Origin of the sequence: Candidatus Thiodiazotropha endolucinida (assembly GCF_001715975.1) — a bacterium.
GTDB classification, from domain to species: domain Bacteria; phylum Pseudomonadota; class Gammaproteobacteria; order Chromatiales; family Chromatiaceae; genus Thiodiazotropha; species Thiodiazotropha endolucinida.
Map to the genome: position 1 here is coordinate 216,439 of NZ_MARB01000005.1, position 26,379 is coordinate 242,817.

The window sequence follows — 26,379 nt, forward strand, 5'->3', positions numbered from 1 at the left end:
GTGTGCCAATTGCAGCCGCTCTGATAGTGCTGATACTCATCGGAGGCATGCTTGGTTCATGGTTTATGAATAATTTCGAATATGTATCGGAACAGGTTCGAGGCAACATGGGAGCAGAGGCGAGACGCAATCCCCTGCTTGCCGCTGAACGCTATCTGTCCCGTCTTGGCCTCTCCGCGAGCAGTCATATGGGCCGTCAGCTCCTCGTCGAACCCCCGACGCGGCCGGGATTGCTTCTGGTCAGAGATCTTGGGCCTCCACTTCCCCAATCCCGTGTGGCTGATCTGTTGGGTTGGGTGGAGCGTGGTGGATCTCTGGTTGTGACACCGGGCAATGCCGTTGAGGAGGGGCGCGGGCATCCGTTATTGGAGCAGTTTGCGGTGGTCGTGGAATCGGATGAGTTTTTCGCAGCGGAAGAGGCTGGTTCCATCACAGTGCCGTGGAGCGGAGATTCGCTGCAGATCGATTTCGATTCGGACAAGTGGTTTAGTGTGTATAGCGAGGATAACCATTCAGCATCACCGGATAACGGGTTTTCGCATCTGTTGCGTTTTCCCTGGGGCGAGGGTAGCGTGACATTTCTCAGCGACAGCGACTTTTTGACCAATGACCGGATTGGTGAGAAGGACCATGCCCTGTTGTTGGCATATCTTGCCGATGATCTGGATCATGCCTGGCTGCTATACGATTCCCAGATGCCATCCCTGATATCATTCATCTGGCGGGTTGCCCCTTATCTACTGATCAGCATTGCACTGTTTGGAATAGTCGCTATCCGGCGATTCCAGTACACCACCGGCCCATTGCTTTCACCACGCATGACAAAGCATCGGGATCTATTGGAGCACCTGCAGGCGACTGCAGAGTTTACCTGGCGGCAGAATCCTTCAGTGGGTCTGCTTGAGGCAACGCGCAAAGAGGTGGAAAAGCGCTGGTTGGTAAGTCACCCGCTGTTGCAACAGATGGATCAAAAGGCCCGCTGCAACTGGTTGGCAAACCACACAGGGATGACCGCCGATTCGATACATAGAGCGCTCTATTCCCAGCAGGGCGATACGGGTCAACTGATCAAAATCACAACAAATCTGCAACGGCTTTTTACCGCGTTGCACCCAGACAGGAATGAATACAATGGTAGCGGAAGCAGGGTTAAGTGAGTCTCTTATACAGCGTGCCAGAGGGCTGGAAGAGGAGATAGCACGTGCGGTAATTGGTCAGCAGCGCGTTGTACATGAAGTGATACTGGCGCTCTACTCTGCCGGGCATGTGTTGGTGGAAGGGGTGCCGGGATTGGGCAAGACATTGCTGGTGCGCTGCTTGGCGGCGGCAGTGAAGGGATCGTTCAGTCGCATCCAGTTCACGCCGGACCTGATGCCGAGTGATATTTCAGGTCATATCATGTTTGATATGAAGAGTGAAAACTTCCGGGTACGCAAGGGACCGGTATTTTGTAATCTACTGCTCGCCGATGAGATCAATCGTTCTCCGGCCAAGACCCAATCGGCACTGCTGGAGGCGATGCAGGAGCAGCAAGTCACCATCGAAGGCCGTACCTTCCCGCTCTCTCCCCCATTCCTGGTTTTGGCGACTCAGAATCCCATCGAACAGGAGGGTACCTATCCGCTGCCACAGGCACAGCTCGATCGTTTCCTGCTCAAGGTGTTTATCGACTATCCCGCCGAGGGAGATGAACAGTCGATGGTAAAACAGGTGACCCGGGGAGTTGTCGGCGATCAGCTCGATACATCCGCCATTCGTCCCCAGTTGGATGCGGACGAGATCCCGCAATTGCAATCCTATATCGCGAAACTGGAGATGGATGAGCAGATCATCGATTACGCAGTACGCCTGGTGAGGGCGGCGCGCGACTGGAACGGGATCGAGGCGGGTCCCGGGCCTCGCGGGAGTATTGCGCTGCTGCGGGTAGCCAGGGCTGAGGCATTTTTGTCCCAGCGCGACTATGTTACACCTGACGATATCAAGGTGGCGGCACTGCCGGTTCTGCGGCATCGTATTCGACTCGCAACCGATCTGGAGATCGAAGGTTATCAGCCGGACGATGTACTGAACGATCTGCTGGCAAATATACCCGCACCACGCCAGTGATCCCCACAACCCGCCTGACAATAGCTTCAGCCCTGTTGATACTGCCGGCACTGCTGGCGGTTTGGTTTCCCTTTTGGGTGCTATCCTGGAAACTGCTCACACCGCTGCTGTTGTCGCTTGCCCTGCTTGATCTGCTGCGATTACGCCGGTTACCGTCGCCTGAGTTGGTGCGCAGGGCCCGTACCAGCATGCCCGTGGGTGTCTGGACCGGCGTGGAGCTGGATCTGCGCAACCGGTCGGATATTGCGCTCGATGTTGTGGTTCACGATCACTATCCGCAAGGATTCGAAGTGGAACAGCAGCCTCAGTCCCTTGTTGTCCCCGCGCATCGCCAGCTCAATCTGTTTTATCGCGTATTGGCTAAACATCGGGGTGAGGGGCGGTTCAGTGGCGCCGATCTGGTGATTCGCTCTCCCCTGGGATTGTGGCGACAGAAACGCTTCGTCGACCACCTCACCCAAGTACGCGTATTCCCGAATTTTCGTGAAATAGCCCGCTACGCCTTATTGGCTACCGACAATCATCTCAGTCAAATGGGTGTCCGCAGGCGGCAACGTCGTGGCGAGGGTAGTGATTTCCACCAGCTGAGGGAGTACAGAACTGGGGATTCATTGCGACAGATCGACTGGAAGGCGAGTTCCCGTTATCGCCGCCTGATCTCCAAGGAGTATCAGGATGAACGTGACCAACAGCTGGTATTCATGCTTGATTGCGGCAGACATATGCGCCATGAAGATGGCGCAGGCGCACATCTCGACCAGGCGTTGAATGCAATGCTGCTGCTCTGTTATGTCGCGGACCGTCAGGGAGACGCCGTCGGGTTTCTCAGCTTTGGCGGGGATGAGCGGTGGCAACCGCCGATGAAAGGCGGGGACGTGGTGCGACGTCTGCTGGATCGAACCTATGATATCGAATCCACCCTGCAGGCCTCTGACTATCTCGGCGCTGCGCATAAGCTGATGTCGTTGCAGCGGCGACGGGCCCTTGTGGTCATCTTGACAAACAGCCGTAACGAGGAGCGGGACGATTTGCTGAAGGCAGTGTCTCTACTGGTGCGCAGGCATCTGGTTGTAATCGCGGATTTGCATGAGGCGTCGCTGGATACTGTGGTTCAGACGCCGGTAGTCAATCTGCAGGGAGCGTTGCGCTTTCAGGCCGTGATGGACTATCTCGGGCAGCGGAAACAGGGCCATGAGAGACTCGCTCACCGGGGCGCCCTGATAATGGACTGTCGACCTCAGCAACTGCCGGTCACTCTGGTAAACACCTATCTCGATGTGAAGGGATCAGGTCGCCTTTGAGATGAAGGGTGTTGTAAAAGCAAGCCGCAAATCGACGCAAATAGTGATAAGTCCGCAAATGAACGCGACTAAACGCAAATATTATTTCAACAAAGCATCATGACATCAGGTGGTGCGTAAGTGGGCCCCTGCTTTACGCTGCTGACTTAACCAGCTCAGCAGTTGAATATTGTGGGTATAAAGGAATCATTCAGTGTGGCGCTTTTGATGATCAGCCTTGTTATAATCCTTTAAATTATCAGTTAATCTGGTCGGAACTATGGAGCCTGAAGAGATCAAGCAGAAGAAAAGAAGTCGAGGGATCTATCTGTTACCGAACCTGTTTACGACCGCCGCCCTGTTTGCAGGCTTCTATGCCATCCTGGCGGCCGTCAACGGTAAATATGAGATCGCATCCGTCGCTATCTTCGTTGCCATGTTGATGGACGGCCTGGACGGGCGTGTGGCGCGGATGACCAAGACCCAGAGCGCCTTCGGTGCAGAATATGACAGTCTGTCGGATATGGTGTCGTTTGGGCTGGCTCCGGCCCTGGTCGTCTACATCTGGGCATTGAGTGATCTTGGTAAACTGGGCTGGCTGGCGGCCTTTATCTATACCGCCACAGCCGCCTTGCGACTGGCCCGGTTCAATACCCAGCTGACCAATACGGATAAAAAATATTTTCAAGGATTGCCGAGCCCGTCTGCGGCAGCCATCATGGCCGGGGGGGGCTGGCTGGGTGTCGATTATGGTATGGACGGTAATACGCTGGGCTGGCCGGCCGCGATTATAACCACCCTCACCGGATTACTGATGGTGAGTAATTTTCGTTATCACAGTTTCAAGGAGATCGACTTCCAGGGCAAGGTGCCGTTTATCGCCCTGGTGGTGGTTGTGATCGTGCTGGCTATCGTGCAGACCCATCCGCCCACGGTACTGTTTCTTCTGTTTCTTGCCTATGCGATCTCAGGGCCTGTCCTGACTCTGGTCCAGTTGCGTAAGCATCGCGAGCAAAGAATCACCAGCGAACGCAGGGGTGATGGACCCTGAGCGCTATCGGCTAGGGCCTGTTAACACTAATCCAAGACACTTGCCCGCTTCTGGGTCGTAGGCAAGGTATCCGGTCAGCTTGGATATTTGTTGCATCTATCCTGTCTACATGCAAGCGGCCTGCGCGCAATCATTACCCTTCGAGGGTCTCGGATTATCGATGATTGGCATTCCGTAGGGCGTGGGTTATATTCGATTGTTATCTAAAAAAGCCGTTTGGCCGGCAGCCAATCGCTGCCGCGCTGAATCCTGCTGGAGTGGAGTATGAGCCAAGCCGATCAATTGATCATTTTCGACACGACTTTGCGCGACGGTGAACAGAGTCCCGGTGCGTCCATGACAAAGGACGAAAAGGTCCGCATTGGCAAGGCCTTGGAAAAACTGCGTGTCGACGTCATAGAGGCGGGTTTCCCGATCGCAAGCCAGGGCGATTTCGAGGCTGTCTCTGCGGTGGCCAACGTGGTAAAGGACTCGACAGTGTGTGGTTTGGCCCGTGCCCTCGACAAGGACATCGATTGTGCCGGTGAGGCATTGAAAGCGGCCAATTCAGCCCGTATACATACCTTTATCGCGACCTCGCCCATTCATATGCAGCATAAGCTGCGCATGACCCCGGACCAGGTCGTCGAACAGGCGGTGCATGCGGTCAAACGGGCAAGAAGATACACTGATAATGTAGAGTTCTCCGCCGAGGATGCCGGTCGTTCCGAAATCGATTTTCTATGCCGCATCTTCGAGGCGGTTATCGATGCGGGCGCCTCTACCCTGAATGTGCCCGATACCGTGGGTTATGCCATGCCGCACCAGTTTGGAGACCTGATCCACCGGATGCGTGAGCGGATCCCGAATGCCGACAAGGCGATCTTTTCAGTCCATTGTCATAACGATTTGGGATTGGCCGTGGCGAACTCGCTGTCGGCTGTCAGCAATGGGGCGCGACAGGTTGAGTGCACGATCAACGGTCTCGGTGAAAGGGCCGGCAATGCCTCCCTGGAAGAGGTTGTGATGGCGGTGCGAACCCGGCCCGACACATTTTCCTGCCAGACCAGGCTGGATAGCACCCAGATCGTCGCCTGTTCCAAGCTGGTTTCCAATATCACCGGTTTTCCGGTGCAGCCCAACAAGGCAATCGTCGGCGCCAACGCATTTGCCCATGAATCCGGCATTCACCAGGATGGGGTGCTGAAATCGCGGGAGACCTACGAAATCATGCGTGCGGAGGATGTGGGTTGGAGCCAGAACCGCATGGTCTTGGGCAAGCACTCCGGACGCAACGCCTTTCGCACACGCCTGGAGAGTCTGGGAATAAGTTTTGAGTCGGAAGAGGAGCTGAACGCGGCCTTTTCGCGCTTCAAGGATCTGGCGGATAAAAAGCATGAGATATTCGACGAGGACCTGCAGGCCCTGGTGACAGATACCAAGACCGAATCATTCAACGAAAGGGTCAAGCTGATCGCCCTCAAGGTCTGCTCCGAAACCGGTGAGACACCTCATGCAGAGGTGACGCTGAGCATCGATGGGGAGGAGGAGTTGGGTGTGGCATCGGGTGGTGGTCCCGTGGATGCCGCCTTCAAGGCGATTGAGAGCATCGTCAACAGCGGCACAGAATTACAGCTCTATTCCGTAAACAACATCACCAGCGGCACCGATGCCCAGGGGGAAGTTACTGTTCGGTTGGAAAAAGGTGGAAGAATCGCCAATGGGCAGGGCGCCGATACGGATATTGTCATCGCTTCCGCGAAGGCCTATATCAATGCGGTGAACAAGATCCTGGAGCCGGTGGAGAAGGCCCATCCGCAAACCGGGGATGTTTAGTGGCTTGCAATTGTAATTCCGTGATCGATCCATCCGGAGCAGGCTTTGCTGTGGTAAAAAGCCGCACACAGCCCTTCGTCTTCTGCGCCCCTGTAGCATGAAGGAGCCGCGTCGGATTCACTACCTGAAGGCTATGGGTCTGACTCTATGGCAGCGGCGGATTGTCGCCAAAGCCGGACGGGGGGATGAGTCACGGGAGGGCGCAGAGGATGCCCGGGCGGTTGATTCAGAAACAGGTGTGGCTCATTCCGATCCGATAGATGAGACGGCACCCGCCTTGGAAGCGAGGGTGAACCCGGAACTCGACGATTGGCAGGAATTGCAGCAAAGTGTAAAGCGATGCAAAGCATGCGGATTGCGTGCCGGTTGCACACAAACCGTATTCGGTGTTGGTAATCCCCAGGCGGAGCTGCTTGTGATCGGTGAGGCCCCGGGTGCCGACGAGGACAGGCAGGGCGAACCCTTCGTCGGTCGAGCCGGTCAGCTTCTGAATGGGATGTTGCTGGCCATGGGCTACAAGCGAGAGGCTGTCTTTATTGCCAACATTGTAAAATGCAGACCGCCCAACAATCGGGATCCAAAGCCGGAGGAGACCCTGAGCTGTGAGCCCTACCTGCAGAGACAGATTGAATCGATAAAGCCGAAAGTGATTCTCGCGGTGGGTCGCATTTCGGCACAGAATCTACTCAAAACCGATATCGCCGTGGGTAAACTGCGGGGGCGGATTCACAGCTTCGGAAATCAGGGCATTCCGTTGGTTGTGACATACCACCCGGCCTATCTTTTGCGTTCCCCCGAACAGAAAGGCAAGGCCTGGCAGGATCTGCAGCTGGCGCTTTCCGTATTGCGGGGGGATCGAGCGTGAGTGCCCAGTTACAGGATCCTCTGCTCGGTCTCCGCCCCATGCAAGTGGAGGATCTTCCACAGGTCATTGCGATCGAGGAGGCGGCCTATCCACACCCCTGGACCCTGGGGATCTTTCAGGACTGTCTGCGTGTCGGCTATTGCTGCTGGGTGGTGAATCTCGATCAGCAGGTGATCGGCTATGGTGTGATGTCGGTGGTCATCGATGAGTCGCACATCCTCAATATCTGTATCGATCCCAAATGGCAAGGTAAGGGATTGGCAGTAAAGTTAATCAGGCGCTTATTGAAAATTGCCCGCCAGCACGGAGCCGAGACGGTCTATCTGGAAGTCAGGGTCGGTAATAAACCTGCAATTGGGCTGTATAAGAAACTGGGCTTTGTCGAGATAGGAGAGCGGCGTGATTACTATCCTGACCGTAACCAGTCCCGCGAGGATGCATTGATGATGTCACTGGAGTTGTAGCGTCAGGCAAGGAACGCAAGATGAAGAGACGCTGAACTATGCATTTTATATCATCTCGTCGATAGTGGAGGGGTTGCTGTGCAGGCTGGCGACGCTGCCAACGGATTGAAAGGAGGCAATGGCCCGTTGCCCCAAAAACGTATTTTGAGTATTTGCGTCGCCCCCATCGCCGTCACGCTCAGTGGCCTTTTCTCTGTTTTCCGCCAGCTGCTGACGCTGTTCGGCCTGGATTTCACTTCGTGCCTGGGCGGCCATCGCCGAGGCTTGTGCCGCGACCTGACGATCCTGCGGTGACGGGTCGGCTGGCGCCAGTGCGGCCCTGCGGACCGTTTCCGCCTGCCTGGCTCGTTCTCTGGGGTCGTCGGTCGATGGCATGCGGATTGAAACCTCTCCTCCGACCGCATAGCTACGTCCGTCTGGGCCTCTCTTGTATGTATAGCTGCCACCGCTAGCCAGGCTGCCCGCTGCGGCCCGGTGAGCGGCCTCATGGGCCCGAACCTCCCGGTCTCTCTTCTGCAGTTCCCTGACTTCAGCCTGTTCCTCCTGAGTCAGCCGGCTACTCTCCCCGCTCTCGCGGACTGGTCTTTGTGTGGTGCTGTCACGGGTGGCAGGGGTGGCGGCTGAGTCTGCAGAGGCACCGCCTGATGCATGTTTATCGGGGCTGGCGGCCTGAGCTCCGGGTAGAGTCCGCTCTACCGCAGATGCGGTATTGCCGAGGCCGGACAGCATGCCGAGGGAGATAGTCATGGCGTTACCAAATCGTTCCACCTGCCACAATTATAAGCAACAAACCGATAAACGGTTTCACGCTGACCCGCAATAACTGCGCTTTCTGAATTAATTTCCCTCGATGGGTCTCTGAAACCCAGATTGGATGAGTCACTACGGTAGCCCTGAATGGGGTATAATCCGCGACCTTTTAACAGTGAAACATGGTCTCAATGTCCGAATTACTTGAACAACTCAGCCGGCGACGCACCTTCGCCATCATCTCCCATCCGGATGCGGGTAAAACCACATTGACGGAAAAACTACTCCTCTATGGCGGGGCGATCCAGATGGCCGGCACGGTCAAGGGACGCAAAGCGGCGCGCCATGCCACCTCCGACTGGATGGAGATGGAGAAGGAGCGTGGGATATCCGTCACCTCCTCGGTGATGCAGTTTCCCTACCGGGATGAGATCGTCAATCTGCTCGATACCCCCGGCCATGAGGATTTTTCAGAGGATACCTACCGGACCCTGACGGCAGTGGATTCAGCATTGATGGTCATCGATGTGGCGAAGGGTGTCGAGGAGCGAACGATCAAACTGATGGATGTGTGCCGTTTGCGCGATACGCCGATTCTCACCTTTGTCAATAAACTCGATCGCGAGGGACGCGACCCGCTGGAGATACTGGATGAGATCGAGGAAGTGCTGAAGATAAAGTGCGCCCCCGTATCATGGCCGATAGGTATGGGTAAACGTCTGAAAGGAGTCTATGATCTGCGCAGCGATACCACCCATCTTTTCAGTGCCACCCATGGTGGCAAGATCCAGGTGGGTGAGGTCATAGAGGGTATCGACAATCCCAAGCTGGATGAACTCATCGGCAGCCAGGCGGAGGAACTGCGTGAGGAGATCGAGCTGGTGCGTGGCGCCAGCCATGAACTCGACCTGGAGGCCTATGCACGGGGTGAGCTGACGCCGGTGTTTTTCGGCTCGGCAATCAACAACTTCGGTGTCAAAGAGCTGCTGGATGCCTTTGTCGAGTATGCGCCTGGACCGTTGTCACGCACGACGCAGCAGCGCCTGGTGGAGCCATCGGAGGCTAAATTCAGTGGCTTTATCTTTAAGATACAGGCCAATATGGATCCACAGCACCGGGATCGTGTTGCTTTTTTGCGTGTCTGCTCAGGCAGCTACCGCAAAGGCATGAAGATGCGGCATGTGCGGATCGGCAAGACCGTGCAGATCAGCAACGCCATCACCTTCCAGGCCGATGAGCGTCGCCACGTGGATGAGGCTTGGCCGGGAGATATCATCGGCCTGCACAATCATGGCACTATTCAGATCGGTGATACCTTTACGGAAGGGGAGGAGTTGAAATATGGAGGAATTCCCTATTTTGCACCGGAGCTGTTTCGCCGTGTGGTATTGAAAGATCCGCTCAAGCAGAAAGCGCTGCTGAAAGGTGTTTTGCAGCTGTGTGAAGAGGGTGCCACCCAGGTCTTCAGGCCGCTGAAAAACAATGATCTGGTCCTGGGCGCCGTGGGTATTTTGCAGTTCGATGTGGCTGTGGCAAGACTGAAATACGAGTATAAGGTCGAGGCGATCGTGGAACCCGTCAACGTGGCTACGACCCGTTGGATTGTTTGCAAGGACGAAAAAATGCTGGAGCGATTCAGGGATAAGGCCTATGACAACCTGGCATTGGATGGGGATGACCAGCTGGTCTATCTGGCACCAACCCGGGTGAACCTCGATCTGGCCATGGAACGTTGGCCGGATATCGAATTTCTGGCCACGCGAGAACTTTGAAAAACCACTACCCCAATCGTTGATTTCTTTAATCTCCTTTTGGGGATGGGTGGAGCAGATACTCCACACTTCCGGTAGCGTTGAAAATCGCCCTTGCTAATCCATAATTATTAATAGAAGACTTTTTCAGAGGCTGTAAACAGCCAGGGTTGTTGATCTCCACTGCCCCGGTAATAAAGGAGGCAGTCGATGTTTCTAATGCAGAAAAACAGTGAAAAACTGGTAGAAGTGCTGAGTCTGACCGACCTTTTTAATCCAAATCACACTGAGATAATTGGACGTTTCCATGCGGGAGAAGAGATGCAGGATGCTGAGAGGTTTGCCAAGGATCAGATGAAATTCCCTTCCGGGGAACCACTTCCACAATGCTGGCTGGATTCCGAATACCGGCGACACTGATTGAAGAATGTCTGAACTCACGTATTTGGGGTTGAACTGACATCCGACACCGGAATAGGGCGCTTTTTTTTACGCTTCCCGATCCTCAGGTGCTGTTTTTGCGAAAGCGAAGCCGCAACAGGTGAATCGTACTCGTATCCGGTTTACTGCTAAAAAGACGCGTAGCTCTGGCCCGATTTTTCGATCCAGCCATGGATCATCTTTTGGGTTGTGAAATCGGCGGCGCAGTTACCCTGATGGTCGATGACGATCATGCCCCCCCTGCCTTCGACCTTGCGTAGCAGATACTCGATGCCATAATCCACCGCACCTTTGGCATCGAAGTTGAGAAGCTCCATGGCATCCGATACGGTCTTGGCAAGGACGGTACGCATGAAATCTTCGCCGAAACCGGTGGTGGAAACCGCACAGGTCTGATTGTCGGCAAACACCCCTGCACCGATAATCGGCGAGTCACCGACCCGTCCCATACGTTTATTCACCACCCCCCCCGTGGATGTCGCCGCAGCCAGGTTTCCCTCAATGTCGCGAGCGACGGCGCCAATGGTGCCATACTTCTGGTCTTCGGAAATTCCATTGCTTTCATCATGGTCCAGCATGATTCGATGATGCAGCTGTGCCTGCTCCAGCTGCTGAATGCGATCGGGTGTGAAAAAATAGTGATCCGGGGTCAGGCGCATGCCGCAGTGGGCCGCAAAATTCATCGCGCCATCGCTGATCAGCATCACATGCTCGCTTTCTGCCATTACCAGGCGGGCCAGCTGTATAGGGTTGGCGATATTGCTTACTGCAGCGACAGCGCCGGCGGAGAGATCACGACCATCCATGATGGCGGCATCCATTTCCACTTTGCCGTTTTCATTGAGTACGGAACCGCACCCGGCATTGAATACCGGATCATCCTCCAGCAGGGATGCGCAGGTCTCCACTGTTTCGAGGGCACTGCCCCCGCGATTCAGGATATTTCGGCCATGTTCCAGGACGGTACGGATGCTCTCCAGATAGCGCAAGGCCATTTTATTGTCCTTGACATTGTCCAGAGTTCCCGCACCGCCATGCACCATCAGCGAGAAGGTTTTTTGCATTGTTCTCTCTAGGGCCTGTTCAAACTAATCCAATGGATGCTGCCGGGATTTTTTTCTTTCTGCAGGGCAGAATGAGCAAATTGCAGTTATTCTGAATGGGCGAATAATAACGCTTAAAACTGCCAGAGACTCATATGTAACTCTAGCTTGATTCCCGTGCATTGATACCGAGTTTCGATGCAATCAGGGTCGGATAGGAAGCGCCGTTATCGCACGGATTGCACTCAATCGCGAGATAGTCAGTTTTCTGCTCCCCCGGTATTACCGCGACATCGCGTGCGTGGATTTCTTGAAACCCCGCTCCGCCATCCAGCCGGCCATCGGTTCAATAATGTTCCGGTTTCGTGTGGAGTGGGATGATAATTGCCATGTTAGGCTGTCCCTTCATGTATCTGCCCTGCAGCAAGCAACCGCCTATACTTGCCACGAATAACCCTATACAACATATTGAGGCGGATTTCGCTCTCGTACTCCTGCTGAAGTTGCACAGGTACCCCCCAACTCATCTGCGAGAGTGAGGAAGATGTTCTCGGAATTGACGAATGCCACTTTTTTTGGTTTTTATTGGCAGCCACAGCAGGGCGTAGGGCCGGTTTTACAGGTCATTGAATTTAAGAGAAAAACAGAACGCCATTGTATCCTTGCCCGATACAGTATTGGGTGGTCGGTCACTTATGTACCCCTTTGTGGAGGCTACGCTTGCGCCATCGGAGTGCATAGGCACTATTATCAATAGCGCCGATGGATGAAAGCGGTGCGTATGCACCGGATAAAATCTCTGATTCGGATTTGTTAGTATTCCCACCTGTCTTGGATCGGTTAACAGGCCGGGAATCCTGCTATAGGATCGTTTCTTGCTAATCCATTGCTATAGAGGTTTCACTCAGGGGATTAAAAAAGCGGAGTTACATGATGCTAGACAAGACATTGACTGTGATCCTCGCAGGGGGTCAGGGTTCTCGCCTGCAGCCACTCACGCTCGAACGGACCAAGGCAGCGGTACCTTTCGGGGGTCAATACAGAATCATCGATTTCCCTCTGGTCAATTGCCTGCACTCCGGCCTACGCAGGATATTGGTATTGACTCAATATAAATCCCACTCCCTGCAAAAGCATTTGAGAGATGGATGGTCGCTCTTCAATCCGGAGTTGGCTGAATACATCACCGCTGTTCCGCCGCAAATGCGAAGGGGTGGTGGTTGGTATGACGGTACTGCAGATGCCGTTTACCAGAACCTCTACATGCTCAAGCGCAGTGGCGCGGAACGGGTATTGATCCTGCCCGGTGATCATATTTATCGAATGGATTACGCACCAGTGATCGCATTTCATGTGCAGCACAAAGCCAGTGTAACGGTCGCTTGCATGCAGCGACCTTCTGCAGAAGCCGGACTTTCCGGTATCTTGGACCTGGATCAGAATGGTCAAGTCAATTCTTATGGGGTGCTGCATGAGCGGCAAAGAGCTGATAACGGTGGTGAGTCAACTGCCCAGGTTTCAATGGGTATCTATCTATTTTCCATTGAAGGCCTGATTTCAGCGCTTGAGGAGGATCACGATCTCAGCGGTTCCAGTCATGATCTCACCCATGACATTTTGCCGAAAATGGTTGCGGCCGGCGGTGCCTACGCCTACCAATTCGGTGGTGAGGCGGGGCGGGTCAGCCAGGACCGCTATTGGCGGGATGTCGCCACCATCGACAGTTACTATGAAGCGAACATGGAGTTGTTGGACCCGGTGCCGTCATTGGATCTGTATCAGCCTGAGTGGCCAATCCGTACCCATCATGGGCAAAACCCGCCGGCACGGACCGTGCCGGGCATCTCAGGCAGTGAGGGAATCTTTATCAACTCCATCGTTGCCAATGGGGTCCTCATCGTGGGTGGCAGTGTACAGCGATCCATTTTGTTTCCGAAATGCCTGATCGGGGATGAAGCGGTGATTCATAATTCGATTCTTTTCGATGGCGTCAAGGTCGGCGATAGGGTGCAGTTGGAGAATTGTATTGTCGACAAGGGTGTTGTGATTCCTGCCGGTGAGCGTATTGGATTTGATCAAGCGCGTGATGCAGCCCGATTTTCCGTTTCCCCCAAGGGGGTGGTGGTGGTACCCAAGGATTACCGTTTCACTACCTGATTGTGGAACGACTTAACAACTCCATGGACGATATCATTGCGGGGAACATTATGACCATTTGACGCCTCTATATATGGAGTACATGCAGGATAATACAAGGATGTCGTAATACGGTAGATACAATGGGGTTCTATGATCGAGATACACCTACACCGGAGAGTTATGGGTGGTAATGGAGCCTCTTGGCTGCGCTGTTTGTCGGCACCATCGGAGGAAGGATACCAGGTGAATTATGGCTATCAAGTTAGTTGGTTGTTACATTGTCAAATATCTGGCCTTTATAATATCCATCGCTGGTTTGACGGCTTGTGGCGGCTCTTCATCAGGTAATCAAAGCGATTCAACTGACACCCAGGCTGGGAATCAAGCACCAATTGCTTTCATTTCCGCTGACCCTACCAGTGGCGTTGTCAGTCTACAGGTGAGCGTTGATGGCAGGGAGTCCAAGGATGACACCGGTATCGTCGGATATCAGTGGGACTTTGGAGATGGTACAGCCTCTCAGCTACCCAATACGTCGCATATCTACACCACGGCAGGCAGTTATGTGATAACGCTGACAGTGACAGACCAGGAAGGTGAAACCGGCTCTGTTTCAACGACAATTCATGCGCTGGCCACAGATGACAATAGTGGCGCCATTGTGCCTACAGCCGTGTCATTCTTCGATGATTTCGAATATTCGATCGAACGAAACTATTCCGGCGATCCCGGCGGTGAGAGCAATCCATTCACCACACAAGGCGGTTGGAATCAGGTCAAAGCGGTGAACATTACCGGCAGCCATAATGGTTATCTCTATACCGTAGATGAAATACCTGGTTATTCCGGGAGTTTTCCAGGGATCGATTCAACCCGAGTACTCGCCATCGAAGCCCGTCCGGGTTCACTGGGTTCGCAAACCGACTTCTATCTTCAGTTTGGTGATGAAAACGCGCCGCAAGGCAGTGTACCTGCTGATGTCTGGTTTCAGTTCTGGATCTACCCTAACTATTACGACGATCCGGCAGATATCAATGATCAGCTCAGCGCCTATGATGGCCGTTTTAAATTTATCTATCCCTGTAGAGGCGGTTATCCATGCGCGCAAGAGAATCTCGCATGGTTATATTCCCTCGGTCATACTACCGGTGAACCGTACTGGGCAAATACAGACAATCGTGAACTTTATATGACGACCACGGATTTACGCTATGCCGACTATCTGATAGCGCCTGACTACAATCAGTTCAAACTGGGACAAACCGATGTCAGTGAGAACATTACGCCCAATCGATGGACCCTTGTGAAAATACATATGGATACATCGTCGACATCAGCTTCTTACGAAGGCTGGGTCAGGCCTTTAGGTGGCTCATGGGTGAAGGTGGCCGAGTGGATCGACGGCGTGACGCCTGACTTCTCCTGGCGTATTCCTGAGGGCGATGTGGGAGGCCACCGGGTCTTTAGAATACCGACGACCATGGATGATTTTGATTCATGGATCTATCTGGACGACTTTGCCATGACCGCTTCAGAAGCGGACCTTCCCATCTATCCCAATTGAACCGGCCCTAGAAGGACACCAGGGTACGTCCCGTAATCTTGCCCGCAAGTATCTGGTCAAAGATTTCCGGGAGCTGCTCTATGGAGACTGTCTGGGTCAGGATATCGTCAAGGTGCCTGGGCCGCAGGTCGGAGGCCAGGCGTTGCCAGATCTCCTCCCGAATCTCATAGGGGCAACCGGCGGAGTTGATTCCAATCAGGCTGACGCCTCGTAAAATGAATGGCATCACCGTGGTATTCAAGTCATGTCCGCCGGCCAAACCGATTGCGGCGATGTTGCCCCAGGGTTTGATCTTGCGGGTGATGCTGGAGAGCATTTCGCCACCCACGTTGTCCACAGCACCACCCCATGTGCCCCGTTCCAGGGCGTGGTGGTAGGCACTGACCTGTTCACGTTCCAACACCTCTTGCGCGCCGAGATGTTCCAGAAAGGCGTGTTGCTCCGCCTTACCGGTGACGGCATGCACATCAAATCCCTCTCCATCGAAGATGTTGACCGCAATACAGCCCACCCCCCCGGTGGCGCCGGTGATCAGTATAGGGCCCATATCCGGGCGTTGGCCGTTGACCTCCATCCGGTGCAGCGCCAAGGCAGCGGCGAAACCGGCGGTGCCCAAGATCATCGACTGGGAGGCGGTGAGACCCTCAGGCAACGGCACCGCCCAGTCTGCCGGCACCCGAAGATATTCGGCATAGCCACCATCAATGGTAGTTGAGAGTTCGTAACCGGTAACAATCACCGTGTCACCGGCTTTGAAGCGTTTGTCGCTGCTCTCGGCAACTTCACCGCAGGCATCGATACCGCCGGTCAGCGGATAGCGTCTGATGATCTGTGCCTTGCCTGTCCCGGCCAGAGCATCTTTGTAATTGATACTGGAGTATTGCACACGGATCAGAATTTCACCCTTATCCAGGGGTTGTAACTCAAGTTCTTCAATCCCTGCCGAATGTTGAGCATTCTCTCTATGGATACGAAAGGCTTTATAAGAATTCATGTCAAACTACTCCGGTACAACTGGTATCTTACCTATCTTGTTCCGCCATTCGGCGGGGCCCGTCTGATGAACAGAGTTACCACGGCTGTCAACTGCCACTGTGACCGGAAAATCGACCACTTCAAACTCCCGTATGGCCTCCATGCCGAGATCTTCAAATGCCAACAGACGTGAACTGCGAATCGCTTTGGATACAAGATAGGCAGCACCGCCCACCGCCATCAGATAGACCGCTTTATGACGTTTTATCGCTTCCAATGCTGCCGGTCCCCGTTCCGCCTTGCCGACCATGCCAAACAGACCCGCCTGATCCAACATGACATCGCTGAACTTATCCATGCGTGTGGCGGTGGTGGGGCCGGCCGGGCCTACTACCTCATCACGTACAGGATCGACAGGTCCCACGTAATAGATAAAGCGGCCATGGAAGTCGATTCCATCGGGTAGTGGCTGATTGTTTGCGTAGAGATCGGCGATCCGCTTATGCGCGGCATCCCGCCCGGTCAGAAGTTTACCGTTGAGCAGTATGAGTTCACCCGGTTGCCAGTCGGCTATCTCCTCCTTGCTGATCTCATCCAGGTTGACGCGGCGTGCTTGCGGGGAGGCCTCCCAGGTTACATCAGGCCAATCTTCCCGGGTAGGTGGGGATAACAGAGCGGGGCCGCTGCCGTCCAGGGTGAATTCCACATGACGCGTAGCGGCACAATTGGGGATCATACCCACCGGCAATGAGGCGGCATGAGTAGGAAAGTCGCTGATCTTAACGTCGAGCACCGTGGTCAGGCCTCCGAGTCCCTGCGCGCCGATGCCCAATGCATTGACCTTGTCATAGATCTCCAAACGCAGCTCCTCTTTGCGATTGGACGGGCCGCGTGCCTGCAATTCATGGATGTCGATGGGTTCCATCAACGACTCCTTGGCCAGCAGCATGGCCTTTTCCGCCGAGCCCCCGACGCCGATACCGAGCATCCCCGGTGGACACCATCCGGCACCCATCTTAGGTACCTCTTGTAAAACCCAATCGACCAGTGAGCCGGACGGGTTGAGCACCTTGAAGCGGGATTTGTTCTCTGATCCACCGCCTTTGGCTGCGATTTTAACTTCAACCTTGTCGCCCGGGACCAGTTCCATGTGAATGATGGCCGGTGTGTTGTCTCCACTGTTCTTGCGACGGCCGAGTGGATCGGTGACCATGGAGAATCGCAGTACATTGTCGGGATGGGCATAGCCGTGGCGTACGCCTTCATTGACCATGTCGCTGACCGACATCTCGCCACCCCATTGAACCTGCATACCGATCTTGAGAAAAACTACCACCATGCCGGTATCCTGGCAGACCGGACGTTTTCCCTCGGCAGACATGCGTGAATTGACCAGGATCTGCGCCATTGCATCCTTGGCGGCCGGACTCTCTTCCTTGGCCCATGCCTCTCCCATGGCTTTGAGAAAATCGACCGGATGATAATAGGAAATAAACTGAAGAGCATCGGCGATGCTATGGATAAGATCTTCCTGGCGGATGAGGGTCATGGTCAATCCTGTCGATGCGGCATCGACCGGTGAAGAGACAGGTCGAGCACGATTCTGGTTATTCTATTCGTTGTGGTGAATTGTCAAGATTATTGTTAATGCATGATCAGATTTCCAGTAGTAACCGGCTGGGATCCTCCAGCAACTGCTTGATGGTCACCAGGAACTGTACCGCATCCCGGCCATCGATGATGCGGTGGTCATAGGATAGCGCCAGATACATCACGGGGCGGATAACGATCTCTCCTTTTTCCGCCACCGGGCGCTGTTGTATCGAATGCATGCCGAGTATCGCACTTTGAGGTGGGTTGAGAATCGGTGTGGAGAGCATGGAGCCGAATACACCACCGTTGGTAATGGAGAATGTGCCGCCGGTCAGGTCTTCATAACTCAGCGATCCATCCTTGGCCTTGGTGCCATAATCCTTGATTCTTTGCTCTACGGCGGCAAAACTGAGCTGATCCGCATCCCGCAATATCGGTACCACCAGCCCTCGCGGTGAGGAGACGGCGATACCTATATCGAAGTAGCCATGATAGAGGATATCATCACCGTCAACGGTTGCATTGATGATCGGATACTGTTTTAGCGCCTCGACCGCTGCCTTGACGAAAAAGGCCATGAAGCCCAAGCGTACATTGTGCCGTTTTTCGAACTCGTCTCTGTATTTGACCCGAAGATCGGAAATGGCTTGCAGGTTAACCTCATTGAAGGTGGTCAGGATTGCAGCGGTCTGTTGTGCCTCAACCAAACGCTCCGCGACACGCTTGCGCAGACGCGTCATCGGTACCCGCTCTTCAATACGACCTGTTGCAATGGTTGCCGGTGGGGGAGATGGAGTTGCCGGCGCAACAGTGCTCTCGGTTTGAGATCCGCTCTTTTGCGTGGCGATCGCCGCTTCCACATCGGATTTGACGATACGCCCGTTTTTACCACTGCCCTGTATCGTACTGGGATCGATACCACTCTCCTTTACCAGACGTCTGACAGCGGGAGAGAGGGCAGGTGCCTCCCTGTCTGCCTGCGGGGTTTCAGGCGGTTGTTCTTGGCTGGCCGGAGTCCCGGCTCCGGCCTCCAGAATTCCCAATACATCATCAGCCTGAACGGTTTCACCCTCTTTGAAGTGGATCGTTGTCAGGATGCCTGATTGCGGTGACGGTACTTCAAGTACAACTTTGTCGGTTTCCAGATCGACCAGTGTCTCATCCTGGTCGATGTGTTCACCCGGCTGTTTGTGCCAGCTCAGCACAGTGGCGTCTGAAACCGATTCGGGAAGTTGGGGAACGCGTAGTTCGATGCTCATTGATAATCCTGGTTCCTGTAGTTCATTCGAGGGTTGATGCGCCCGGAGAGTGCCTCGTCAATCAGGGTCTCCTGCTGTTCGACATGTACCGAGCGGTAACCGACTGAGGGTGCCGCCGCTGAGGAGCGTCCAACATAGTTGAGCTGTCTGCTTTTGGAAATTATGGGGTAGAAGCGATGTTTGATTTGATCCCATGCCCCTTGATTCTGCGGTTCTTCCTGACACCAGATAAACATTTTCGCGTTCTTATATCGCGCAACGATCTTGTCGAAGTCTTTTTGCGGAAAGGGGTATAGCTGCTCCAAGCGTATAATCGCCACATCTTCCAGGCCGCGCGAGCGGCGGGTCTCCAACAATTCATAAAAGACCTTACCCGAGCACATGATAAGGCGCTTGACCCTTTTCGGATCGATATCATCAATCTCGTCGATGACATTTTTGAATCCGCCTTCCAGTAGTTCCTGCTTGGGTGATGTTGCCAAGCGGTGCCTGAGCAGGCTCTTGGGTGTCATGACGACGAGTGGATGACGATATGGCCGCAGCATCTGCCGTCTTAAAAGATGGAATATTTGCGATGCCGAACTGGGGACGCAGACCTGAATGTTGTGGTTGGCGCAGAGGCGTAGAAAGCGCTCCGGACGGGCCGAGGAGTGCTCGGCGCCCTGACCTTCGTAACCGTGGGGCAGGAACATCACCAGTCCGCACAACAGGCCCCACTTTTCACCACCCGATGTGATGAACTGATCGATGACAACCTGTGCGCCGTTAGCGAAGTCACCGAACTGGGCCTCCCAGATGGTAAGGCAATTGGGCTCTGCCGTGGCGTAACCATACTCAAAACCGAGAACCGCCTCCTCCGATAACAGCGAATCGATAACCACAAAGTCAGCCTGGTCCCGGGTCAAATGCTGCAGGGGGATCAGGGGTTCGCCGTCGATCTGATTATGAAGCACTGCGTGGCGGTGAAAGAAGGTTCCGCGCCCTGAGTCCTGGCCTGAGAGTCTCACCGGGACACCCTCGGTGAGCAAAGAGGCATAGGCCATGTTTTCGGCAAAGCCCCAATCGATGAATTGATCCCCGCTGGCCATGCGCTTTCTCTCGGTCCAAATCTTCTCAACCCGGGGATGGAGTTCAAAGCCCCCCGGAACATGCAGTAGCTGTTCCGCCAGCAGATCTAAACGCTCGCTGCTGAGCCGGGTATCCATCGGGTGATCCCATTCGATACCTTTAAAGGGTTTCCACCTTACCTCATAGGGATGGCGAAGGGCGCAGGTTACAGGCCTTGCCACCACGATCCCCTGTTCTAGGGATTCACGGTAATTATTCACCAAATCTCGAGCCTGCTGGGGAGAGATGACTGACTCCTGCACCAGCTTATCTGCGTAAAGGGTCCGTATCGTTGGGCGATTGCGGATCTTCTTGTACATCTCCGGTTGTGTGACGGCCGGTTCATCGGCTTCATTGTGACCAAGCCGTCGATAGCAGATGACATCGATCACCACATCCTTGCGAAAGCGCATGCGAAATTCGAGTGCCAGGCGAGTGACGTAGACGACCGCTTCGGGATCGTCGCCATTGACGTGAAAGATCGGCGCCTGAACCATCTTGGCGACATCGGTACAGTAGAGGGTGGAGCGGGTGTCCATGGGATTGCTGGTGGTAAACCCGACCTGATTGTTGACAATGATATGCACCGTGCCACCGGTGGTGTAGCCGCGGGTTTGCGAAAGGTTCAGGGTTTCCATCACCACACCCTGGCCGGCAAATGCCGAATCACCATGAATCAGTACAGGTAATACTCTGGATCCGTCATGATCGCCGCGACGGCGTTGCCGCGCCCTTACTGAACCTTCGATGACAGGATTGATGATCTCCAGATGTGAGGGATTGAAGCCCAGTGCGACATGCACGATTCCACTATCGGTATCGATATCGGTAGAGAAACCCATGTGATACTTCACATCGCCGGAGAGACGTACCGGGTCAACAGTCACACGGCCTTCGAACTCATCAAAAATATCCTGGGGTGGCTTACCCAGTATATTGGTCAATACATTGATCCGTCCGCGATGGGCCATGCCGATGACGACTTCATTGATGCCATTGCTGCCACAGTGTTGAATCAGATCGTCCAGCAATGGAATCAGGGTCTCACCGCCCTCCAGAGAGAACCTTTTCTGGCCGACGTACCGGTTATGCAGATATTTTTCGATCCCCTCAGCTGCGGTCAGCAGGGTCAACAGCCAGATCTTTTGCTTATTGCTGAACTGCTGGAAAAGGTGCCGCTGTTCGATGCGTTCCTGGATCCAGCGCTTCTGTTTGGTACTGGTAATGTGTCCATATTCGGTGCCAACGCTACCGCAGTAACTTTTCTTGACCAGCTCGATAATGTCTCGCAGCGGCAGGCGTTCCGGCGCGAAGAGAGAACCGGTATTGTAAATGGTGTTTTGGTCGATCTTTTCCAGCTTATGGTAGGCCAGGTCGAGATCGGGAACATAGACAGGGTCGCGCAGCTTGAGGGGGTCGAGATCCGCATTTTGGTGGCCACGCATGCGAAATCCATTGATATAGCGTAAAACGGAGGCCTGTTGCTCTGCGGCTCCGGGCGAGAGATTTTCATCTGTGGTAATGGTTGCAGAGCGCTTTTCATTCACCAGATGGAGAAATCGCTGGCGGATGGGTTCATGTGCAGTGTCAGTGTGGGCTTGATTCGGTAGTCCCTCGAACTCCTTTCGCCAGTCGTCCGGGATGCTTTGCGGGTCTTTGAGATAATTCTCGTACAGCTCTTCAACAAAGGCGGCATTTCCGCCTGAATAGGCAGAGGTGGATCTGAGTAAATCCAGATAGTCGGTCATTTTTTAAGCCCATTGAGCATGGTGGTTGGTGGATAATTTATTTTTGGGCAGCTATCAGTAAAGGTTAGCACAGACAGATAGATTGACAGAAGATACTGAAAAAAAATCTGTTTGAAATTTATACAAAATATTGGACGATTCAATACATCATTCAACCCCTTTCTCAATTCATGCCATTGCTCTGCTAAAATAGTGTGGTGTCTCAGATTGTTTAGTGCCTTCAGTGATTCGCCAATGGGACGTTTGAAGAGGATTTGAGAGGTGTTATATGAAAGGTATCACTGCTGGAATGTGTCTCCACTAGACAGGGTAAACGGCAACGCTCTATGCTGAGCACGTTAACCTTGTAAGACACCGCACATGGTAGTCAGGTGAAAAGAGTAAGCAATTGGCCGCGCAAGAGAGTAACAAATTAAGGGTCAACCTGAATCCGATTTCTTTGGAAGCGGATCTGGCCTATTTCGGTGCCCGCCTGGAATTGGTCGGAGAACCTGAAACTCAGTATCAGGCTGCGCAACTCAAGGTCTATAAGGCACTGGAAGCCGCATTGGAAGAAAACCTGAAACGCCTTCGTAAAAAAGAGTCCAGACCTAAGGCAAAGACAAAAAAGAAAAAGGATTAGTGCAAACAGACCCTAGCTTGTCGCTTCATCATATTTGGATTTAAGCATCTCATCTATCTGTTCTTCAGCCTGTTGCCAATCTTGCGTTACCCTTTGCGGATCGAAACCATGCTTTTCAGCGATAAAGTAGGCAGCTTCGGCGATCATATCCAGCCGCAGCTGTGGATTTACCGCAGTACTCTCTTTAGCGCTTTTTTTCTCTTTTTTACCGCTTTTTTTCGTCTGTGCGGTTAACTTTTTCTTGTCTTTATCCTTTTTGCTTTTCTTTTGATCGCTTTTTTTCCCCATTAGACCACCTCGCAATTTCTCATCTCAATTTCTGCCAAAAACCGAGTCCGCGGGCGCGGGCGGTGGCCTCGGCCTGTTCGTAACGCCTCAATCTTGAAGGTTGCAGCCGTGGATGGTTGGTCGTCACGGCCAAACCATCGGATCACATCCGCAAGGCCATATCAGATCCTCCATGGAGGACAGTTCCGAGTATAACACCCCTGGCGGAAAGGGTATTGTATTCGACACTGACAAAGCGGCCCGCAAGCAACATATTGAGATGACGTTGCGCTATCTTTTTCATGTTTTTGTCGCGGGTCGGTATGCGGATCCCGGACAGTTTGATTTCTCTGTAAATACCATCCGCCGGCCTGAGCGTGATACGGTCGCCGCTAAGTATTCCGACGACCTGCCCCTCCAGCATGGCTGCATGACAGCTGCTACCGAGACTAAGACCAATCAGCAGGAATACCAGCAACCGCTGTTGCAGGTTACGGTAAGGCGGAATTGACCGATTCGGCATCTCTCTATTCAAATCGTCTGAGTGGCGCCCTCGACAGGAGTCGAACCTGTGACCTATCGCTTAGGAGGCGATTGCTCTATCCTGCTGAGCTACGAGGGCAAGTATTATTTCTCTAAATTAAACAATAGTTTACCGTGCGGCAGGTTTTCGGGCAAGTCGGATGCACGGCGCTTCGCCTGCTGTAGAAGGTGCCTCAACCATCCCATTGTTGTGCATGAAACCAGGCATATTTATGGGGGTGATTTATTAGCCATTGCCACCTCTTGAATAGCTACAGTTATTGCGTCATCGGTTTAGGTGTAGGCAATCGGCAGCTTATATCAGAGGCTTGTTGTGAGTCTTTTTATACGCATCATGTCGCCTCCGCTTTACTTCTCATAGCGGTGGACTAGTGTTAACAGACCCTAGAATTCAATTCGCAGACCCAGGTCGATCGTCGTGTTGTCTATCCCATCCTGTCCTGCCACGGACTCGTAGTTGAAGAAGAATGACTTGCCGCGTGGCAGCGTGGCCGCCAGTCCAAATCCGTAGTTGAAGTAGTTCTCATCCGCACTACCGGTCACAACCGAGAAGGCTGTCGTCATATCTTCCGCGAATGCTGCAGTGATCAACCGCTCATCGTCTTCGAACTCGTGCTCCCACTCCAGATAAACACTGGGCGTCAATACCCCCCATGCCATGCTGTAGACATTGGAAAGACGGGCGCCTAGCGCAGTCGTAAGCGACTCCACTGTCTGATCCGCATACTGCAAGGCCAGGCCGCCGCCACCTGTTTCCTGATAGCTGTCGATGTCGACCTCGATATGCTCGAGTCGCCCGTAGGCGTTCAACAGCAGGGAACCTCGGTTAAAGTTCACGCCACCGCTTAGGCTGATCGCGATCTCATCTCCATCGGTATCACCCTCGGTCAGAGTGGACAACGTCGACAGGTTTCTTTCAGTCTCGAAGTCATGCCGGCCGGCCGTCGCGATCCAGTCGATGTAGGTATGCTCCGATGGATAGAAGTTGCCATAGAACGATATGCTCCTTGTTCTATTGTCGAGCTTGCCACCCGAATTGTCGAACTCCGAGTCGGTAGTCGCAACGCCCAATGCGCCGCCCAAGATCAGTCGATCGTTGAGCCGATAGTCGGCTCCCACGGTGATTCCCCGGGTATCGAAATCGAAGCCTGACTCGTTTACGGAGGCGTCTTTATCACCGAAGTTGATTCGACCGTTAACGAACATCCCAAAACGTGGATTTCCATCGGCGCTTGCGCCACCGCCTCGCGGCTCGTTGATCACGGAATCGGTGAGCGTGCCGATGGGAATCGACTGGCCTTCGATAGAAAGATGGAAGCCATTCATCGCCAGTCCAGCCGCACCTTTGCGCAGAGCGGCTAAACGTGTACGAATGTTCCTGATCTGGGTTGTTGCGATCTCAACGGAAACACTTCCTTGCGCAGCCAGATCATTGGGGACAATCTCATCAAGCGCTTGCAGCTGCTGGTCCACGGGTAAGGCAGCGATGGCGTCACATTTAGCCTGAAGCTCTCCACTCTGTGCGGTTGAACAGAGCGCATCCAGGCTATCGGCGACCGCCTGCTGGTTATTGTTGAGCGTTGGTATGTCGCTCACGTTAGTGCCTCCGACGCTCACCGTTACAGTAGCAGTGGCCGTAACATCTGAGGTGTCGATGATTGTATAACTGAATGAATCCACACCCTCGAATCCACTGTTGGGCGTATATGTGATCGTTCCGTTGCTATTGTTTACCGCCGTGCCATTGGATGGAGTTCCGACGGAATAGACGCTTATCCCCGATCCTGTATCGTTGGCGAGCACGTTGATGCTCACAGCAAGATCCGTAACCGTGAAGGCAGTATCATCTGCCGCGTTGATTATGGGTGCTGTTGCAGTTACGTCGATGGTAACCGTGGCTGTACCCGGAGCAGACTGTCCATCCGTGATCGTGTAGGTGAAACTGTCAACACCGACGAAGTCGGCGTTCGGTGTGTAGGTTAACGTTCCATCACCATTGTTCACGACCGATCCATTGGAAGCGGTCCCCAACGAGCTGACGCTTAATCCGGTCCCTGTGTCGTTGGCCAGGACATTTATCGTCACCGATGTGTTTGTGGAAGTGCTCGCGGTATCATCGACCGCTTGCAAGGCGGTTGTATCGTTGTCCTGGATGGTGATAATCGTATTTGCAGCGTTATTGATCACCAACCCGGCAGCACAATCGAACGTGGTGATCGCCGTGTTACTGATCGTGATGATGATTGTCTCATCCTGTTCGGACACGGCGTCATCGAGTATGACAACCCCCCCTGGATCCTCTGCGGATTGCGCGCCGGCGGGTAAATCGACTTGAAAATCAAGTGTGTTGCCGCCTAAGTTGTAGTCGGCGTTAAAAGTTGCGGTGCCACCAAGGCTGATGAAGCCGGCGACTGTACAGCCACCCGTTGGATCACTGGACTCCCTGGTAAGACGTACGGCGCCGGGGATGATGCCGTCCCCTTCGTTGACTGTCGTGCTTGTCGGAGTGATGTCGAGAATCAGCGCGTGTGCGGCAAATGGGATCAGCAACAACAGACTCGTTGCAAAGGCAAAAAGTCGGCTCCGCAGATTTCGTCGTGAGTGAGGATTGGTTTGGTCAGCGGTATCTGGGTTTTTTTTATAGACGACGCAAAGAACATTTTCAGCTGATGCACGTAACACCTGCCGCTTACGAATATTCATTATTCTCCTCCCTTGGATCGAGACTTCGAAGACTCGTATTTTCAGCGCAATAGTTGATTCCACCCCTCGCCTTGCTAGGGCCTGTTAACACTAATCCAATACGCTCTGCTGGGGCTGTTTTTGTGCCCAGCAAGACAGAATGAGCGTAGTGTAGTTATTCTACATGAGCGAATGATAACGCCGCTGGGGGCGAAAACAGCCCCAGCCCTTCGGGTTGCGCCCCGAAGGAAGTGCCCTTGGGGTGCGCCTTGATTGGCGCTTTTTCAGACACAACAGGGCGCATTGGATTAGTG

At 53.7% G+C, this 26,379-nt stretch carries 21 protein-coding genes and 1 tRNA gene; 12 read left to right on the forward strand and 10 right to left on the reverse strand.

The genetic code is table 11. The annotated features are described in order from the left end of the window. Nucleotides 1–2: 2 nt before the first annotated feature. The 7 genes from CODIS_RS05965 to rimI all read left to right on the forward strand — a co-directional run bounded on the left by CODIS_RS05965 (nt 3) and on the right by rimI (nt 7,581). Entirely contained in the window at nt 3–1,157 is a 1,155-nt protein-coding gene (locus tag CODIS_RS05965) for a DUF4350 domain-containing protein (protein ID WP_069122186.1), read from the forward strand. Beyond that, nucleotides 1,132–2,106: an AAA family ATPase gene (locus CODIS_RS05970; RefSeq protein WP_154723025.1), complete on the forward strand. Its 975-nt coding sequence runs from the start codon at nt 1,132–1,134 to the stop codon at nt 2,104–2,106. The genes CODIS_RS05965 and CODIS_RS05970 overlap by 26 nt, the downstream gene beginning before the upstream one ends. Next, on the forward strand, nt 2,103–3,407 hold the full coding sequence (locus CODIS_RS05975; RefSeq protein ID WP_069122192.1) for a DUF58 domain-containing protein: 1,305 nt from the start codon (nt 2,103–2,105) through the stop codon (nt 3,405–3,407). Before CODIS_RS05970 ends, CODIS_RS05975 begins: the two co-directional genes overlap by 4 nt. Nucleotides 3,408–3,666: 259 nt before the next feature. Then, nucleotides 3,667–4,437 (forward strand): CDP-diacylglycerol--serine O-phosphatidyltransferase, encoded by a 771-nt coding sequence (pssA, locus tag CODIS_RS05980; RefSeq protein ID WP_069122198.1) that lies wholly within the window; start codon nt 3,667–3,669, stop codon nt 4,435–4,437. A 264-nt stretch (nt 4,438–4,701) separates the two neighbouring features. Beyond that, nucleotides 4,702–6,252, forward strand: a complete 1,551-nt coding sequence (locus CODIS_RS05985; protein WP_069122200.1) for a 2-isopropylmalate synthase — start codon at nt 4,702–4,704, stop codon at nt 6,250–6,252. 97 nt (nt 6,253–6,349) lie between these two features. Further along, complete coding sequence (locus tag CODIS_RS05990; protein ID WP_069122203.1) at nt 6,350–7,117, forward strand: uracil-DNA glycosylase; 768 nt, start codon at nt 6,350–6,352, stop codon at nt 7,115–7,117. Then, complete coding sequence (rimI, locus tag CODIS_RS05995; protein ID WP_069122205.1) at nt 7,114–7,581, forward strand: ribosomal protein S18-alanine N-acetyltransferase; 468 nt, start codon at nt 7,114–7,116, stop codon at nt 7,579–7,581. Before CODIS_RS05990 ends, rimI begins: the two co-directional genes overlap by 4 nt. 45 nt (nt 7,582–7,626) lie before the next feature. Here the strand turns inward: rimI and CODIS_RS06000 are convergent, their stop codons facing one another. Beyond that, nucleotides 7,627–8,328, reverse strand: a complete 702-nt coding sequence (locus CODIS_RS06000; RefSeq protein WP_083220578.1) for a putative metalloprotease CJM1_0395 family protein — start codon at nt 8,326–8,328, stop codon at nt 7,627–7,629. A 194-nt stretch (nt 8,329–8,522) separates the two neighbouring features. Between CODIS_RS06000 and CODIS_RS06005 the strand changes: the two genes are divergently transcribed. Further along, a complete protein-coding gene (locus CODIS_RS06005; RefSeq protein WP_069122305.1) occupies nt 8,523–10,103 on the forward strand; it encodes a peptide chain release factor 3 in 1,581 nt (526 codons plus the stop codon). A gap of 189 nt (nt 10,104–10,292) precedes the next feature. Next, nucleotides 10,293–10,502: an acetyltransferase gene (locus tag CODIS_RS06010; protein ID WP_069122208.1), complete on the forward strand. Its 210-nt coding sequence runs from the start codon at nt 10,293–10,295 to the stop codon at nt 10,500–10,502. Nucleotides 10,503–10,651: 149 nt separating this feature from the next. Here the strand turns inward: CODIS_RS06010 and CODIS_RS06015 are convergent, their stop codons facing one another. Continuing rightward, on the reverse strand, nt 10,652–11,587 hold the full coding sequence (locus tag CODIS_RS06015; RefSeq protein WP_069122210.1) for an isoaspartyl peptidase/L-asparaginase family protein: 936 nt from the start codon (nt 11,585–11,587) through the stop codon (nt 10,652–10,654). A 909-nt stretch (nt 11,588–12,496) separates the two neighbouring features. On the opposite strand from CODIS_RS06015, the gene CODIS_RS06020 reads away from it, so the two are divergent. Further along, entirely contained in the window at nt 12,497–13,723 is a 1,227-nt protein-coding gene (locus CODIS_RS06020) for a glucose-1-phosphate adenylyltransferase (protein ID WP_320410402.1), read from the forward strand. 232 nt (nt 13,724–13,955) lie between these two features. Next, a complete protein-coding gene (locus CODIS_RS06025) occupies nt 13,956–15,269 on the forward strand; it encodes a PKD domain-containing protein (protein ID WP_069122213.1) in 1,314 nt (437 codons plus the stop codon). Nucleotides 15,270–15,276: 7 nt separating this feature from the next. Here CODIS_RS06025 and CODIS_RS06030 read toward each other — a convergent pair whose 3' ends face one another. From CODIS_RS06030 to CODIS_RS06045, 4 genes are all read right to left on the reverse strand, one after another. Beyond that, complete coding sequence (locus CODIS_RS06030; RefSeq protein ID WP_069122215.1) at nt 15,277–16,263, reverse strand: oxidoreductase; 987 nt, start codon at nt 16,261–16,263, stop codon at nt 15,277–15,279. 6 nt (nt 16,264–16,269) lie between these two features. Further along, entirely contained in the window at nt 16,270–17,793 is a 1,524-nt protein-coding gene (locus tag CODIS_RS06035) for a fumarate hydratase (RefSeq protein WP_069122216.1), read from the reverse strand. A 106-nt stretch (nt 17,794–17,899) separates the two neighbouring features. Next, nucleotides 17,900–19,096, reverse strand: coding sequence for a 2-oxoglutarate dehydrogenase complex dihydrolipoyllysine-residue succinyltransferase (gene odhB, locus CODIS_RS06040; RefSeq protein WP_069122217.1), 1,197 nt, complete (start codon nt 19,094–19,096; stop codon nt 17,900–17,902). Further along, nucleotides 19,093–21,951, reverse strand: a complete 2,859-nt coding sequence (locus CODIS_RS06045) for a 2-oxoglutarate dehydrogenase E1 component (protein ID WP_069122219.1) — start codon at nt 21,949–21,951, stop codon at nt 19,093–19,095. Before CODIS_RS06045 ends, odhB begins: the two co-directional genes overlap by 4 nt. A gap of 388 nt (nt 21,952–22,339) precedes the next feature. Between CODIS_RS06045 and CODIS_RS06050 the strand changes: the two genes are divergently transcribed. Continuing rightward, entirely contained in the window at nt 22,340–22,573 is a 234-nt protein-coding gene (locus tag CODIS_RS06050) for a hypothetical protein (protein WP_069122221.1), read from the forward strand. A 12-nt stretch (nt 22,574–22,585) separates the two neighbouring features. Here CODIS_RS06050 and CODIS_RS06055 read toward each other — a convergent pair whose 3' ends face one another. From CODIS_RS06055 to CODIS_RS06070, 4 genes are all read right to left on the reverse strand, one after another. Then, nucleotides 22,586–22,861: a DUF2934 domain-containing protein gene (locus tag CODIS_RS06055; RefSeq protein ID WP_069122223.1), complete on the reverse strand. Its 276-nt coding sequence runs from the start codon at nt 22,859–22,861 to the stop codon at nt 22,586–22,588. Between the two features lie 142 nt (nt 22,862–23,003). After that, nucleotides 23,004–23,363 (reverse strand): hypothetical protein, encoded by a 360-nt coding sequence (locus tag CODIS_RS20875; RefSeq protein ID WP_154723026.1) that lies wholly within the window; start codon nt 23,361–23,363, stop codon nt 23,004–23,006. A 22-nt stretch (nt 23,364–23,385) separates the two neighbouring features. Next, nucleotides 23,386–23,462 (reverse strand) — tRNA-Arg (locus CODIS_RS06065). Nucleotides 23,463–23,767: 305 nt separating this feature from the next. Then, complete coding sequence (locus CODIS_RS06070; RefSeq protein ID WP_069122228.1) at nt 23,768–26,086, reverse strand: autotransporter domain-containing protein; 2,319 nt, start codon at nt 26,084–26,086, stop codon at nt 23,768–23,770. Nucleotides 26,087–26,379: the final 293 nt, after the last annotated feature.